Consider the following 15,492-nt stretch of genomic DNA (forward strand, 5'->3'; position numbering starts at 1 on the left):
ATGTTAGAACATCTTGACCTCAACGCGATGATTGCCGCCTACGGCTATTGGGTAATCTTGGTGGGCTGTCTGCTGGAAGGTGAAACAGTGTTGATCCTCGGCGGTATGGCTGCGCACCAAGGCACTCTGCAAATGCTGCAAGTGATCGGCTGGGCTACGTTGGGCGGCATATTGGGCGACCAGTTGTTATTCTGGACCGGACGTTATTCCGGTGAGCGTCTGCTGCCCAGACTCAAACGTCACCAATCTGCCATCGAACGGGTCGAGGTTCTTATCAAGCGCTACCCCACGACTTCTGTGTTCGCTGTTCGCTTTCTGTACGGAATGCGTCTTGTGGGGCCTATGGTGATAGGTGCAAGTGGCTTATCGCCTTGGCGCTTCGCCTTGATCAATGTGCTGGGCGCGGCAGTCTGGGCAACCCTGTTCGTCTGTGCGGGCTATTGGGCCGGCGAGGCGCTGGAGCATTTTCTTGGCGACCTTAAGCCCTATCGCCTGCCGATCTTTCTCACGGTGGTAGCACTAGTGACCTTTGCGGCACTGTTACGGTATCTACGTAAGCGGGGGGAAGCAAAGCATCGGTGAGGCAGCGGGTTCGAGACATTGGAATGGTCAGATTCCACGCCTTTTCTTGATCTTCTTTCGCATGTCGAAGCGCATATCCTCAACACACACAGATTTCCTCAGGCACCAGAATGGATTTCATATCGATTTTTTAAACTGATTGCAACGGGAGATAGCAATCAATACCGGCAGTTTGTGTGTGGGGATGGAGTATTCGGCGCACCTACAGGTAACGCATTATTACGAATTCGAGATTTGGACAGGTATGTGCCTATTAGAGTCAAAGTTCTATTTCGTCCGTTCGTCGATACACACCCAAAAAAATTTCAGAAAAGAAAAAGTGTGACGACATAATAGCGCTTAGTCATGGATCGGCTTTTTATCTTAACTGAGAGATGTTCGATCTATGAATAGGCTTTCCCTGCCTAGGCCCCCCGTTGCCCCGAAAATGAATGTTTTTCGAGTATTTACTCAGCCTGCTCGACGGGGGGGGCGGATGACGCAGCAGTGCGTCCAGTCAATCATCCGGCCCTGCCCCCAGTGAGGGGGTGAGCAGAATGAATTGAGTGGGTTATCCGGATTTTTATCAAGCCTGATGCTTAGGTGTTTTTCCGGCGGACTTTTTTTTCAAAAAAATTAATGGGTTATATATGTCCAGCGCAACATCAGGTTTGTTAAGTAATATGACGGTCCGGGCGAAGCTTATGTTCGGCTTCGGGGTGTTGATTTTAATGCTGCTATTGATGGCCTATACAGGAAAGGAAGCGACTGACTCGTTGAAGCGCCGTGCCGAACGGTCTGGAGACATTGCTCAGTTCAGTTCCACCGCTCGAGATATGCGCATCGAGCGTTTGGTTTATTTTTTAAAGGCAGACGATGCACAGGCTGCAAAGTGGTTGGAAGCATTAGAGCGGACCGAGCGTCAGTTGGCAACGATGTCACCGCGTTTCAAAACGCCCAACAATATTGAACTGCTGAAAGAGGCCCAGACAACGATGCAGCGTTATCGTGGGTTCTACGGTCGATCAGTCGAGGCTACCCGAGAGCGTGAGCAGTTACGTACACAGGCTGGCGCATCGGGCGAAACGATTAACGGGTTTTTGACGAAGGTCGCAGAAGCCGCCAATGGCGAGAATGGGAGTGCAACGGAACGTCAGAAACTTCCCGAGCTTTTTATCTCTGTCCAGAAGATGCGTACCGCCTTTCGTTCGTATACGGCATCCCCAAGTAAAAATGGGGAAGATACAGTTCGTCAGGCTATAGGGCAGGTGGGGGCACGTGTAGAGGCTCTCAGAAATACAAACTTACCCACTGCCGAGGTTCAAGGATTAGCCGCCAGCGTGGCCGTCTACAGTGGGCAGCTGGAAGCGTTGGTTGTCGCTCAGACTAAAGTTGATGAGGCTCAAGGCGGTATCACGACATCGATCGCTACCATTCTGGGTATCACGGACAAGATGACCGCCATTCAAAATGAGCTTCGTACATCCGATGCAGAGAAAGCACAGCAGAAGATTTTGCTCTGGCTGACCCTGTCTGCCCTCTTGAGTGTGCTTGCTGCCTGGTTGATCACACGGTCGATTGTTCATCCGCTCAAAGAGACTGTTGAAATCGTTGAGGTCGTTGCAGGAGGAGACTTTACGTACAAGACAGTCGTTACCCGTAGCGATGAGCTTGGCACATTGCAGGGCAGCATGCTGCGTATGACGGCCGGACTTAGAAGCCTGATCAGCGAAATGAAAGACGGGGTTGTGCAGGTCGCAAGCGCAGCAGAGGAGCTTTCAGCGGTAACGGAGCAGACCAGTGCGGGCGTGAACGCGCAGAAGCTGGAGACTGAGCAAATTGCCACTGCGATGCAGCAGATGACGGCCACCACTCATGAGGTATCCCGTAATGCAGCTCAAGCCGTCAATACAGCACAAATCGCCAGTCAGTTGGCCCTGAAAGGTGGGCAAGTCGTTGACAGGACTCGCTCCCAGATAGAGACCCTGGCGCGAGAGATGAACATGACAAGAACGGCAATGGCGGCGCTTAGAGGGAATACTCAAAGCATTGGTGGCGTTCTGGACGTGATAAAAACGGTGGCTGATCAGACTAACCTGCTGGCGTTGAACGCGGCCATTGAAGCGGCGCGTGCCGGGGAGGCTGGACGTGGGTTTGCTGTAGTCGCGGATGAGGTCAGGGGCTTGGCCGTGCGCACCCGCACGTCGACAGATGAGATCGCGTTGCTCATAAACGAACTGCAAACCAGTACCCACCATATGGGGCAAGTGTTGGAGCAGAATCTGGCACTGACAGACAGCAGTGTTGAACTGTCTACCCAGGCCAGTGAGATGCTGCAAAGTATCACGGCATCTGTTCATGAGATTGAGGTCATGAACGAACAGATCGCTGTTGCCACCGAGCAGCAAAGTAACGTCGGTGACGAAATAGGCAGAGGCGTCACAAATGTCAGGGACATTTCAGACCAAACGGCTGCTGCCAGTGAAGAGACAGCAACATCGAGCGTCGAATTGGCCAGGGTCAGCGCCAGGCTACAAGAAATGACCAACAGATTCATAATCTAGCAACTACTTGGTCCAAGGCGATTTCGTCGTGGGCCAGGACCTGGATTCGGAGGGGTATGATTTACCCTCTGTTCTTCGAATCGTATGGCTTTTTTGCAGGGGCGGTCAGTCAAGCAATGAATCATGGCGCGTTGCTGCAAACATCGACGTATGAGTTCGATCATCCACAACGGATACCCGGAAGTTTCGGATATTGGCTCCTGTGCAGGCAGCTGCCACAGCAGTGTGGGCTAACCTTGTGTCGCGCGACATTCACATCGGCTGCACAGTGGTCTGAAAGGGCTATTGGCTTGTGCTCGCGGGCTCGAAATACACTGAACGCCCAATCTCTATCTGACTCCAAATCTTGCCCCGGCGCTCAAAAACCAATGCATCACGTCGATGGGTATTCGAATCATCTGCCTATCAAGGAATTCCCATGACCGATCCACGTAACGTTGCGCATGACAAAAAAGTTCAGCAAGAGAAGAAGAACCATGGCGAAGAAATCGCCCCCAATGCCGAACACGCGCCTCAGCCAGGTTTGAAGCCAGCACTCAAACACGAAAACGATGACAAGGAAGACGAGCAAGCTTGAGCCGGGCATCCGCCTGACCTGAAGGTTTTCGTTTGGCGCTGCTGGCTAAGGTCGGCAGCGCCATTTTTACTGGCGTTACCTGTACTTCGCGCGTCCTGAAAAAACTTGCGCTTTATGATTGCCCTCAAGAAGAAGTAAGGATTCGGGGAGCGACGTAATCAGCGCGGTTATCCGCCGTCGCCGGTTGATATAGCGTTTACCTCATACCTGAACGTATAAATTTTCGCTGAACCAACCCGCAGGGTCCATACGGTTGCCATACTAGAGCGCAGATTTTGCATCTATCAAAGGCTGATATGTCTAGTACACGTTTTTTCTTTCTGGTGGCGGCGATTTTCGTGCTGCTTGCGGTTTTCCACCAATGGTTGGTGACTCGCATAGGCGTCGAGCGGGTTCTGGGACTGCTTTTCGTCGTTGTGCTGATCAGCGGGCGTATCGGGCTGTATGTCTACAGGAAATCGCGGGGCCGTAAAGACCGTCTTGATACACAACGTTGGTGGGATGTCTTTTAATTCAGATAACTCTGTCCGGTACGGGGGATGCCTTGTTGTCAAGGCTTGGGCCGGATGCGCAGACGCGTGCCCGTTTTTTCAGAGCAGTAGATGGGGGCGTGATGCAGTTCCGATTCCCATGACCAATGGTTGATGACAAGAGGCTTTCCAATGAGTTCGGGCTGGTGACCATTCGAAGCAAAACTGCCCCAATGGCCATCCAGCCCGACGTTGCAACTACAGTCAGAAGCGAACCGTCACGCCTGCGTTAACCGAATGGAAGCGCGTGTCGGTACCGAACTGCCCCTGGTAGGACAAGTCCAGATCGGTCTGCCGATTCAAGCGCAGTTTCGCGCCCACTTCAGTCAAGGCGGTGTTGCGGGTTTGAGCTACACCCTGTACCTCAAAGTCTGGACCGCCGGCAAAGGACTGAATGTTTCGCGGGTCCAGGTCGCCATAGGCGCGTCTCCATCCCAGCGAGCCGTACACCTGAGTATTGACGTTCGCCACATCGATGTTCGACGACGCGCGCAGACCCAGTGTCGAAAAGACGGTGTCCTGTTTGTCGCTGGACACGTCCAGGGCGGCTGGTCCGCCTTTTTCGTGCAGGTCCTGGGCGTCGTAGCGTACATAAGACAGGCCGGCGAAAGGCTCCAGAGCGACACGGCCAACCGGGATGCGGTAGGCCGCTTCACCACTGGCCTGCAGGGACTTGGCGTTGCGTTTGCCGGTCAGGTGGTCGCTGAATCCGGCAAAGGCCACGTTCCGCTCGCTTTCCAGCTTGTGCCAGGTGTAACCGACGTCAGCACTGAGGCGCAGGGCGTCGATTTGGCCACCGGTGTAGAGACCCAGATGGTAGTTGTCGCTGTGGCCGTCGGCATCGCGGTCATCGGCATCGAATTTCGAGCGGCTGTAGCCGGCGTAAACGCCACCGCGCCAGTCAGGGGTGAAACTGCCATCCGCCCCGAACAACAGGCCGCCGGTGCTTTGGTGCAGACCGCCCGCACCGTTGTTGCCGTCTACCTTGGTCCAGTTACCGAAGGGCTGCACCCAGGCACCGTTTTGAGTGGTTGGCGCGCTTGGCATCAGATTGAGCGCCATGGCTGGCATGCGCAGCGTTCCCGTATCCAGAATATTGCGCAGGCGAGTGCCCAGCACGCCGGACACCACTTGGCTATTGGCGATCAGGGCCGTCGAGGTGCTGCCGTGATAGTCGCCGGACAGTTGATCGGCCGCATCGCGAGCGCTTTGTGCATCCAGAATCAGCAGGTTGTTGTAGAGCCGCAGCGGTTCGCCGCTTTGCTCCAGCACGCTCAGCGCACCAGCGGTATTGAACTGGTTTTGGGTCAGCATGACTGTCTGAAAGATACCCGGAGTAGGCGCAGGCTCAGGGGCGGGTGTCGGCGCAGGTTCTGGTGTGGGTGTCGGCGCAGGTTCTGGTGTGGGTGTCGGTACAGGTTCCGGAGTGGGCGTAGGTGTAGGTTCTGGGGTTGGCGTTGGCGTTGGCGTCGGTGTTGGAGTGGGTTCCGGGGTTGGCGTCGGTGTTGGAGTCGGTTCTGGCGTTGGCGTTGGCTCGACGCTTTTTTGCTCGATGGTCAGGTTCAGGTCGTTGGTAGTACGCTGCAGCCCGACATTCAGGAACGCCGAGTTGGTCAGCGCCTGGGCATAGGCTGTGCCTGCGGCGGCACCATCAACCACGCCGCCCTGGGCGGAGAGCAGGGTGTAGGTTCTGCCGCTCTGATAGCTCTGCGCCGGATCCAGCGCGGTCACGTTGACCTGCGTACCGCGCAGGGTCGCTGTGCCGCTTACGTTGATCTTGTCGGCTCTACCGTCGCCGGCGATGTCCGCGGCATAACGCGAGCCTGCGGCCATGTCGAGGTCGCCTTGTATGGCCAGTGCGCCGATGGCGTTTTCGCCGGGCGACAGCGTACCGCCGGCAGCGACCTGTGTGGTGCCCACTTGACCGACGCCAGCCAGAATACCTCCGTCCAGTACCTGAGCGCTGTTGGTGTAGGTTCCGAACTCGGTGCGGCCCGCAATGCCGTTGACCACCAGGGTGCCGTTGCCTACGTTAAACCGCGAAACGCTTTGGGTGGTGGCCGTGTTGCCGCGCTGATTGACCTGGTCGACGTTGCCCGACAGCACGAGTCGACCGCCGCGCACCACGACGCTACCGGCCAACCCCGAAGTGTCGCCGCTCAACGTGGTATTTCCGTTGAACGCATACACTCGACCCGTTCCGTTCAGCGTGTTGGCGAACTGCAGATCGGTGTCGGTATGGTTGAATGCAAGGTGCCCGTTTCCGGTGCCGAAAGTAATGGCGGTTTGCGGGTCTAGCCGGCCTGCCGCCTGAGGTGTTCCGGCACTCACGAAATCGATATCAGTACGGTTGGGATCGACCACGAGCGGGCCGCCAACAATAAGCGTGCCTCGTGTCGCATTGTTGATGTCGTTCACAGTACTAATAAGGATACCGTTGGTGGCGCTCAGCTCAGCGCCGTCGGCCACTGTCAGGTAGGTGCGGGTTTCGTTGGTACCGAGCGTTATGTTTTGCGCTGCCAGACGTGTGCCTTGGCCGGTAATATTCACCTGATTGCTTCGACTGCTGACGGCTGAACCCAGTCGCAGAGTGTTACTCGTCAGTACTGCGCCGTTCTCGAGGGTCAGATCGTTTTTATTAAGGAAAGAGCCGCTGTTGTCCCAGCGCGTTCCTGCACCGGAAAGCCTGACGACCGAGTCGATGTCGACCTGCTGGCTGTTGATCTTGCCGCCGTCATTGGCCGTGATGCTCGAGCGATAGACAAACACTCCGCCGGCCTGGATGTTGACCGCATCAACCAGGGAGTTCTGACCACTCACCGACAGCGTCGCGTTCGAAAATGCGTTGGAACGGGCCCCGAAAACGTCACCCATATCCAGATCCCGCACCGACACTTGCCCGCCGTTACGGACCGTCAGGTCGCCCTGGCCGACACCACCGACAACGATGCTATTACCGAGCACGAATGAGGTACGAGGCACCACCCAGCGCGAACCCGCCCCTTCAACCACAACGTTGGCCTGAGCCATGTTGACGCCGGTACTGCTGGCTTGACCCACGATACGGCCGCCTTCGCTGGTCACCGTTGCGCCGCTGTTGATCGTGAGGGTGGAGGTGTTGCCGTCAGTTGAATTGACGTCGATCGCGCCATCAATCACGCGGTCGCTGCTAAAGGTCTCCTGACCGTTAGTGAGCACATAGTCAACTGCATGGGCCTCCGGGAGCAGTGCAAGAGTAATCGCAAAAGCAAGGGGGGATATTCTAAATAAGGGGTTCATAGCGACTCCAGATACTCCATAAAGGCCACAAGGGTGGCTGCCAGCCCTGAGGGCTTGGGCGGTTCCGTTCGGCAGGTTGCCAACGACGGGAGTATTGGGAGGCGAGGGGGTAATGGAAATAGTACGCATGTACTAGGCCTGTCTATAAAGTGGCTACGCTCGCCGACTGTTCTTACAGAGCCGGGTGGCCGCTGAATAACGCCGCTGAATTAATAAAGACTGCTCGGTGACTAAGGCGCTGCCTTAGTGCATCTGTACTATTGATGTTAGGTCACGCAGTAGCTACCGTCTCGTGCGACGTTATCGGGCGCAAATTATTTAAATAATGAATGACAGGGTTAGGCACTTGGTTAGCCAGTCACTGGAGTGTGTAAATGAAAAGTGTAGCCTTGTTTCCATTGATCCTGGCTTTGTCGGGATGCGCGGGTCTTGATCAGGCCATGTCAGTGACCAATGGTGTTATTGATCAGGCGGGTGATGTGCTGAGCGGAGATTTCAGAGGGCTGACGGATGCCAAGCAAACGACGTTGACGGAAATATGGGCCGATTGGCAGACCAATGAGGTTACCGCCAAAGAAAAATGGGACGCCCGTACACTGATTATTCCTGGCGTGGTGCAACGTATTACCAAAACAGACACAGTCGTCGGTCAGAATCAGATTGCCGTCATCTTCAGCGATCCGTCCAACCCGAAGTGCACGGGCCAGGGCTTGACTCGCGATGATCTGTTGGTGAACAAGAAAAAAATAAGCAACTTCAAGAAGGGCGACAGAATCCTTGTGAAAGGGGTTTTAGGCACCAGTGAGTCGAAATGGACCGATAATGATTCCTGCTGGCTATCGTTTGATAAAGCCGAATTTACACTTCAGAAATAAAGCACGGCAGCACAAAACCCGGACAGTGTCCGGGTTCTTCAAGCGGCCTGTCTGCTGCGCGGTCAGTTTTGCCAGGTGGTGTAATAAACCGGAACGCCGCGCGAGTTGGTGATGGAGGCATAGTTGAAACCCGGCGCAAACGATTCTCCGCCTGCGAAGGTATAACCAAACGCGCTGAATTCAATACCACCGCCGACCTGAGCCAACTCGCTCTCGTCCAGTACACGAAGGGCTGGCACGGCAGAAAGTGCATCATGCGCCTGGTGTGGGTTCACTGTGTGAGTCATGGCTTTATTTCCTCTGAGCTGATCATTGAATGGGTCTTGCGGTCACGAGAGGTGACAGCAGACCACAGCATTAAAGTCAGCGCCGACAGGCACATCAATAGTACAGATGAACTAGTTATTCATGTGTCTCTTGGCCATTAGTTCATCTGTGCTATTGAGGTTACACGGCATCAGGGGCTGTAATGCGTCGTCCTGTTGTCTCGATAGTATTGCCAGCGTGCCCTTGCAGATTCAGTGATGCAGTCAGGTAGCTGTTACATGGGCTGGTGACACGTCTGTTTTGATCTTTTCAAAACACGGGTGAACCCCCTGTCTGTTTTTAGGGTGCATTCCTGATGATCGAAGCGATGTTCATTCATGCTCTTCCGGCCTGAGGCGCTTGACGCGCAAAAGCGCAGTACGCTGGGGACGGTTTTGCTGGTCAGCCCATTGTCGATGAGACTGGCCGCCGCAGTGGCGTTGCTGTTCTGCATGTGCATGGGCCTGTTCCTGACTTTCGCCACCTACACCAAGCGCACAGCCGCGAGCGGCGTGCTGTTGCCTGAAACCGGCCTGATCAGGATCTACTCGCCGCAGGCCGGAGTGATCACCCGTCTGGACATCGCCGAGGGGCAACGCGTGGATGCCGGTGCCGTGCTGATGACCTTGTCCAGCGACACACAGAGCGGTGAGGCGGGTGGCGCGCAACAGGCGATCAGTCTCTCGATCAGACGGCGTCAGGAAAGCCTCACCCAGGAAATCGACGAGACGCTTGCCCTGCATCGTCAAGAGCTGGACGGCAAGAAACGTCAGGTCGCTGCGCTGGAAACCGAGCAACAGAAGATACTCGCGCAAATCGATCTGACGCGTCAGCGGCTGGCCTTGACCAAGGGCCTTGCCGAGCGCTACGCCAACCTGCAACGCCAGGACTACGTGTCCCGCGATCAGCTTCAGGAAAAAGAAGACGCCGTTCTGGACATGCGCCTGCGTGGCGAGGAACTGAATCGGTCGCTGCTGACGGTTCGCGCCGAAAGCACAAAGCTGCGGGCGGAACTGGTCGAGTTGCCGTTCAACCAGAGCAAGCAGCTCGCCGATCTGCAACGCCGACTGGCCGAGAATCAGGATCGTCTGATCGAAAGTGAAACCAAGCGAGAGATTCTCATCACCGCTCCGACGCTGGGCGAGGCCACGGCGATTGCAGTCTCCAACGGTTCGCGAGTCGACAGTGCGCGACCGTTGCTGAGCATTGTGCCTGCCGACGCGCAACTGCACGCCGAACTCTATCTGCCCAGTCGCTCAGTGGGGTTCGTACGCACGGGTGACACGGTCATGCTGCGTTACCAGGCCTACCCCTATCAGCGCTTTGGATTGCAACCGGGCACGGTTTCATCGATCTCGCGTACCGCGTTGCCGGCCGATGAAGTCATGACCCTGGGCAACGTCTCTGACCCGATGCGCGAGCAAGGGCCTTTCTATCGGGTCACGGTTGCCCTGGCGGCTCAAACCATCGACGGTCAGGGCATGCACGAGCGCTTGCGTTCCGGCATGCAACTGGACGCCGACATCATGCAGGAAAGGCTGCCGCTCTATGAATGGATGCTGGAGCCCTTGCGCGGAATAGGAAAGCGGCTTTGAACCTGAAAAATGCCTTCACGTTTGGTATCGGGAGAAAGCTGCCGGTTGTGCTTCAGGCTGAGGCCACCGAGTGCGGTCTGGCGTGCATGGCCATGATCGCCAGCTATCACGGCCAGCACAGCGATCTTTTGTCATTGCGTCAACGCCTCTCGCCCTCGATGAAAGGGGTCAACCTCAAGCAACTGACCCACATGGCGGCGCGGCTCGGGTTAGGCAGCCGTGCGTTGCGCGTCGAACTGGATGCGCTCGGGCAGTTGCAGTTGCCTTGTGTGCTGCACTGGAATTTCAACCATTTTGTGGTGCTCAAAGAGGTCAATGCACGCGGCGCAGTGGTGCATGATCCGGGGCGGGGGGTGTGCAAGCTGACCTTCGACGAGGTGTCCGCAGCCTTTACCGGCGTGGCACTGGAGGTGTGGCCGGAAAGTGATTTCCAGCCCGCCGCTGCACAGCCGCCGATCCCGCTGCGCAAGCTGCTGGGGCGAGTGCAGGGCTTTGGCCGGGTATTGACGCACGTGCTGCTTCTGGCTCTGGCGCTGGAGCTGTGCACCATTCTCAGTCCGTTTTTCATGCAGACCGTCATCGACAAGGTCCTGGTCAGCGCGGATACCGACCTGTTGACGGTGCTGGCGATCGGATTTGGCATATTGCTGATCATTCAACACACCGTTGCGCTGGCCCGTGCCTGGGCGTTGATGTACCTGGGGACGATGCTCGGCTCGCAGTGGCAGATCAATGTCTTTACCCACCTGCTGCGCTTGCCGGTGGCGTTTTTCGAACGTCGTCATCTGGGCGATATCGTTTCGCGTTTCGGTTCTCTGAAGGCGATCCAGCAGACCGTTACCACATCGTTCATCGAGGCCCTGCTGGATGGGTTGATGACGGTTGTCACGCTGGGACTGATGATTGCCTATAGCCCCAGGCTGGCGCTTGTTGCAGTGGTGGCGATGATTATCTACGGCCTGGCGCGCTGGATATGGTTCGGGCCGCTGCGTCGTGCCAGCGAGAATCAGCTGGTCCACGCGGCACGCCAGCAGTCGCACTTTCTGGAAAGCGCGCGGGGCGTGCGCACGATCAAGCTGTTCAACCGGCATGAGCAGCGTTGCAGCGCCTGGAGCGCTTTGCTGGTCGAAGAAATCAATGCCGGGCTGCACCCGCAGAAACTGCAACTGGCCTATCGTGCGTTCAACGGCGTGCTGTTCGGGCTGGTCACGATCATTGTTATCTGGATGGGCGCCACGCTGGTTCTGGAAGGGCAGTTCAGCGCCGGTATGCTGATTGCCTTCAACTCCTACAAAGAGCAGTTCAATGGTCGGGTGGCCGGTCTGATCGACAAGATTGTCGACGTGATCATGCTGCGCCTGCACGGTGAGCGTCTGGCCGATATCGTGCTGCACGATGCCGAGCCGATTGCCGGTCCACAGGCGTTCGATGAGGCGGGCAACGACAGGGTGCCCAGCCTTGAAGTGCGTCAACTGCGCTTTCGCTATTCCGAGCATGAACCCTACGTTCTGGACGATGTGTCGATCCATATCCGCGCAGGCGAATCGGTGGCCATCGTCGGCCCGTCGGGGGGCGGCAAAAGTACCCTGCTCAATGTGATGCTGGGCATCCTGGCTCCCTGCGCAGGCAGCGTTCTGCTGGATGGCTTGCCGGTCGGGGCAGAGAGCATGGGCAGGCTGCGTCGTATCACCGGCACGGTGCTGCAGGACGATGTGCTGTTTGCCGGTTCCATCGGCGACAACATCAGCTTTTTCGAGACCGGTGCCGACCAGCAGTGGATCGAGCAATGCGCGCGTCTGGCTGCCGTCCATGATGACATTGCGCAGATGCCAATGGGCTACAACACCCTGGTGGGCGACATGGGTACGGTGCTTTCCGGAGGTCAGAAGCAAAGGGTGTTACTGGCCCGTGCCCTCTACAAACGGCCGCAGCTACTGTTTCTCGATGAAGCGACCAGCCACCTGGACATCGCTCGTGAAGCAGCAGTCAATCAGGCGCTGCAGGCGTTGAACATCACTCGCATCATCGTTGCCCATCGTCCGGAAACCATCCGTACGGCGGATCGGGTTGTGGCGCTTGCGCAAGGCCGGGTTGCCTACGATGGTCCAGTGCTCAACGAAGCTCCTTCAGCGTGAGCCTCGCGGGCATGATGCGCCGTACTCGCTGGCGGTCCATGTGGTGCGTTTTCGGCGTGTTGGCCGCCTCGTTATGCATGGCGGACGCCCGTGTGGACGCGTGCCCCGGCTCCAGTCGACTGCCTGACGCGCTGAGTCTGGCAACAGCAGTCTCTGTCGCATTGTGCGCCGATCCGAAACTGCGTGAGGTGTGGCTGACCGAGCTGGCTCGGCAGGCAGAACTGGATGCCGAGCATTCGGCTTACTATCCGACCGTGCAGGGTCAGTTTCAAAAAGGCCGCGCTGGCAAGACCACGCGCTATCCGGGGTTTCCCGAAGCGGACTCCAGACTGAACTCCAATACCAGCGTCTACGGTCTCAACCTGAACTGGGTGCTGTTCGATTTTGGCCTGCGCGCCGCAAAAGTCGAAAGTGCCCGGCAGTTGTTGAATGTCGCCAGCAGCAGCCGGGTTGAAGAAGTGCAAAAGTCGATGCTTGCCACTGCCAGGGTTTTCTATCAGGTACAGGCGAACACGGCGCTGCTGCAAGCCAGACTCAGCGCCGAACGTCTGGCGGCCAATAGTCTGAAAGCCGCTGATGCGAAATATCGCGCCGGGGCCGGTGAGCAGACTGATCGCCTCCAGGCTCAATCCAGTTATGCCGAAGCGCAGCTGGAGAGGGTCATGGCGGAGGGGGATCTGGCCGCAGCGCAAGGCGAGTTGGCCAGCCAGCTGGGGTTGTCACCGGCAGCACCGCTCAAACTGGTTGCGCTGGATGAGCCCGGGGCTGATGAAATGGTGTTTCTGGGCGACGTCAGCAGTCTGATGGAGCAGGCCAGGGCAGGGCATCCGGCTATCGAAAAGGCCCGTGCCGACTGGGCGGCAAGCCGCGCCAAGGCCGATGCGGCAAGCGCCCAAGGGCTGCCGACGGTGTCGTTGTTCAGCAATTACAGCCGCCAGGACACGCCTATCGAACAGGTTTCGACCCGTCAGGAGGTGAACACCTGGACCGTCGGTGTGCAGATCACCGTGCCGATTTTCGATGGTTTTCTCAATCGGCGCAGGGCGCGGGCCGCCGGTTACGAAAGCGCTGCCCGGGAAGAGGCCCTGCACGAGGTGGAAAACAGCATCGCGCTCAGTGTCTGGAAAAGTCGACAGACACTGGAGTCCAGGACCCGGGCGCTGGCCATCAGTCGTCTTTTTGTCGAGAGTGCCAGCAAGTCTTACGAAATTGCCCAGGGTCGTTACAAAGCGGGCGTAGGCAGTATTCTGGAGCTCCTGCGCTCGCAAAACGATCTGAGCGCGGCCACTCAGAAGCGCGTGGAGTCTCTGGTCAACTGGCATAACGCCAAGCTGCAGTTGGCATCCGATCTTGGCAGCCTGAACATCGGCGACTGAACGCCGTCACGGGACTTGCCTGATCAACTGCATAGGGTGAGCGGTTCCGGTTCGCTGCGAACGAGGTGTGTCGATGAAAGACAGAAAGAAAAACGCTGAGCTGGATCAGGCTACCTTGAGGTTGATCGTGGCGACATTTGCGATCACCTACGTATCGTTGATCGGTTTTCTGCCGGGGCTCAGCGTTGCCACCTACCAGCCCATCATTTTCTACTATGCGGGTTTTCTGGTGGTGTCTCTGCTGCTGCGCCAGCACATCATCAGTTACCCAGGTGTGTTTCCACTGCGCCGCGTCCTGGGCATGGTGCATGACTACACTGGCATTTCTGTCGGGCTGATTGTTGGCGGTGAAGCCACACTGCCGATTTTCAGCGTGATGGTCTGGGTCACTCTGGGCAACGGCATGCGCTTTGGCTCGCGCTATCTTGCAATTGCCGCGTCTCTGGCCCTGTTGGCGATACTGATTACCTATCAACTGACGCCTTACTGGCAGGCGCAGCCGTTCATGGTCCTGATGCTCGTCGCCGTCACGATTCTGGTGCCTGCCTACGCTCACATTCTGTTGGTGAGGGCTCGTCAGGCGTCAGAGCAGGCGACCGTGGCCAATCGCGAGAAAGAGCGGTTTCTGGCTCAGGCCAGCCATGACCTGCGTCAGCCCATTCACTCCATAGGCATGTTTACTGCCTGCCTGCGCTCAAGCGCGCTGGGCGATCACGAGCGTCAACTGGTCGACAACATCGATCGTTCCCTGCACAACGTGTCGCAACTGTTTCGCTCTATTCTGGACATTTACACGCTGGACAGTGGCAAGGTTTCAGCGAAGCTGGATGTAGTGAATCTGGGCGACATGCTCAATGAAGTCGCGCATCAGAACGCGGCGGCGGCTCGCTGGGCCGGTGTGGAGCTCAGAGTGCGCCCCTGTCGGCGATGGGTCAGAGTCGATGCCACGCTGCTCGCCACGATGGTGCAGAACATCATCTCCAATGCCCTCAAGTATGCGCCTGACCACCCGGTGCTGATCGGTGTGCGCAGTCACGCGGGGCACCTGTCTATCAGTGTGCATGACCAGGGGCGGGGTATTGCTGCTGAACATCTGCCCAGAGTCTGCGACGAGTTCTACCGGATCCGCCATGTACGCGACAAGGACGTGGAGGGCGTGGGGCTGGGGTTGTCGATCGTCAAGCGGCTCAGCCAGATCCTCAATGTGCACATCGCGATTGTTTCGCGGATAGATCGTGGGACGACGGTCACCATTCATGGACTCGAAGAGGTGAGCGCACCTGTGCGGGTGGTCCGCAAAAAAACGTTGGGCGAGAGTCTGCTCAAAGGGGTCAGGGTCTGCCTGGTGGAAGACGACCAGAACGTTCTGATGGCCACTGCAGCGCTGCTCGAAAGGTGGGGATGTGAGGTACAGACAGCCCGTTCGGCGCAAGGGCTGATTACCGATTGCGACATTATCGTTGCCGATTACGATCTGGGTACCGTGGCCAATGGGCTGGACTGTATCGAGAGCATACGCGCCGCCCGTGGCTGGGATGTCCCCGCCCTGATTGTTACCGGGAGGGAGGTGGACGTTGTTCTTGAGTCCATGCAGGGCGCAGAGGTGTCAGTGCTGTCCAAACCGTTGCGCCCTTCGGAACTGCGCCTGAACCTGCTCTCGATCCGCGAGCGGAGGTTGAGTACTCCCTGACCTG

Annotated in this window: 11 protein-coding genes and 1 pseudogene; 10 read left to right on the forward strand and 2 right to left on the reverse strand. The window is 57.3% G+C overall.

The window, feature by feature from the left end:
• The 5 genes and pseudogenes from MME58_RS03575 (at window position 1) to MME58_RS03590 (ending at window position 4,214) form a co-directional block, all read left to right on the forward strand.
• Window positions 1–582 (forward strand): DedA family protein, encoded by a 582-nt coding sequence (locus MME58_RS03575; RefSeq protein WP_054988330.1) that lies wholly within the window; start codon window positions 1–3, stop codon window positions 580–582.
• Between the two features lie 722 nt (window positions 583–1,304).
• Window positions 1,305–2,267 (forward strand): annotated as a pseudogene (locus MME58_RS27670) (methyl-accepting chemotaxis protein); the annotation flags it as partial.
• Window positions 2,268–2,294: 27 nt separating this feature from the next.
• Entirely contained in the window at window positions 2,295–3,125 is an 831-nt protein-coding gene (locus MME58_RS27675; protein ID WP_375233658.1) for a methyl-accepting chemotaxis protein, read from the forward strand.
• Between the two features lie 418 nt (window positions 3,126–3,543).
• A complete protein-coding gene (locus MME58_RS03585) occupies window positions 3,544–3,702 on the forward strand; it encodes a hypothetical protein (protein WP_082427378.1) in 159 nt (52 codons plus the stop codon).
• A gap of 296 nt (window positions 3,703–3,998) precedes the next feature.
• Window positions 3,999–4,214, forward strand: a complete 216-nt coding sequence (locus MME58_RS03590; RefSeq protein WP_055005958.1) for a hypothetical protein — start codon at window positions 3,999–4,001, stop codon at window positions 4,212–4,214.
• Window positions 4,215–4,436: 222 nt separating this feature from the next.
• On the opposite strand, the gene MME58_RS03595 is transcribed toward MME58_RS03590, so the two are convergent.
• Window positions 4,437–7,430: an autotransporter domain-containing protein gene (locus tag MME58_RS03595; protein WP_055005959.1), complete on the reverse strand. Its 2,994-nt coding sequence runs from the start codon at window positions 7,428–7,430 to the stop codon at window positions 4,437–4,439.
• Window positions 7,431–7,885: 455 nt separating this feature from the next.
• Here MME58_RS03595 and MME58_RS03600 point away from each other — a divergent pair, with 455 nt between their 5' ends.
• Entirely contained in the window at window positions 7,886–8,386 is a 501-nt protein-coding gene (locus tag MME58_RS03600) for a hypothetical protein (RefSeq protein ID WP_054988333.1), read from the forward strand.
• Between the two features lie 62 nt (window positions 8,387–8,448).
• Here the strand turns inward: MME58_RS03600 and MME58_RS03605 are convergent, their stop codons facing one another.
• Window positions 8,449–8,673: a hypothetical protein gene (locus tag MME58_RS03605; protein WP_055005960.1), complete on the reverse strand. Its 225-nt coding sequence runs from the start codon at window positions 8,671–8,673 to the stop codon at window positions 8,449–8,451.
• A gap of 357 nt (window positions 8,674–9,030) precedes the next feature.
• On the opposite strand from MME58_RS03605, the gene MME58_RS03610 reads away from it, so the two are divergent.
• The 4 genes from MME58_RS03610 (at window position 9,031) to MME58_RS03625 (ending at window position 15,488) form a co-directional block, all read left to right on the forward strand.
• Window positions 9,031–10,287, forward strand: a complete 1,257-nt coding sequence (locus MME58_RS03610; protein ID WP_055005961.1) for an HlyD family secretion protein — start codon at window positions 9,031–9,033, stop codon at window positions 10,285–10,287.
• Window positions 10,284–12,422: a peptidase domain-containing ABC transporter gene (locus tag MME58_RS03615; RefSeq protein WP_055005962.1), complete on the forward strand. Its 2,139-nt coding sequence runs from the start codon at window positions 10,284–10,286 to the stop codon at window positions 12,420–12,422. The genes MME58_RS03610 and MME58_RS03615 overlap by 4 nt, the downstream gene beginning before the upstream one ends.
• Before the next feature lie 14 nt (window positions 12,423–12,436).
• Window positions 12,437–13,798 carry a TolC family protein gene (locus MME58_RS03620; RefSeq protein WP_122239485.1) on the forward strand — a complete coding sequence of 454 codons (1,362 nt, stop codon included), beginning with the start codon at window positions 12,437–12,439 and terminating at the stop codon, window positions 13,796–13,798.
• Between the two features lie 73 nt (window positions 13,799–13,871).
• Entirely contained in the window at window positions 13,872–15,488 is a 1,617-nt protein-coding gene (locus MME58_RS03625) for an ATP-binding response regulator (protein ID WP_055005964.1), read from the forward strand.
• Window positions 15,489–15,492 lie beyond the last annotated feature (4 nt).

Source organism: Pseudomonas syringae pv. tagetis (genome assembly GCF_022557255.1).
In the GTDB taxonomy this organism is placed as follows: Bacteria; Pseudomonadota; Gammaproteobacteria; order Pseudomonadales; family Pseudomonadaceae; genus Aquipseudomonas; species Aquipseudomonas caricapapayae.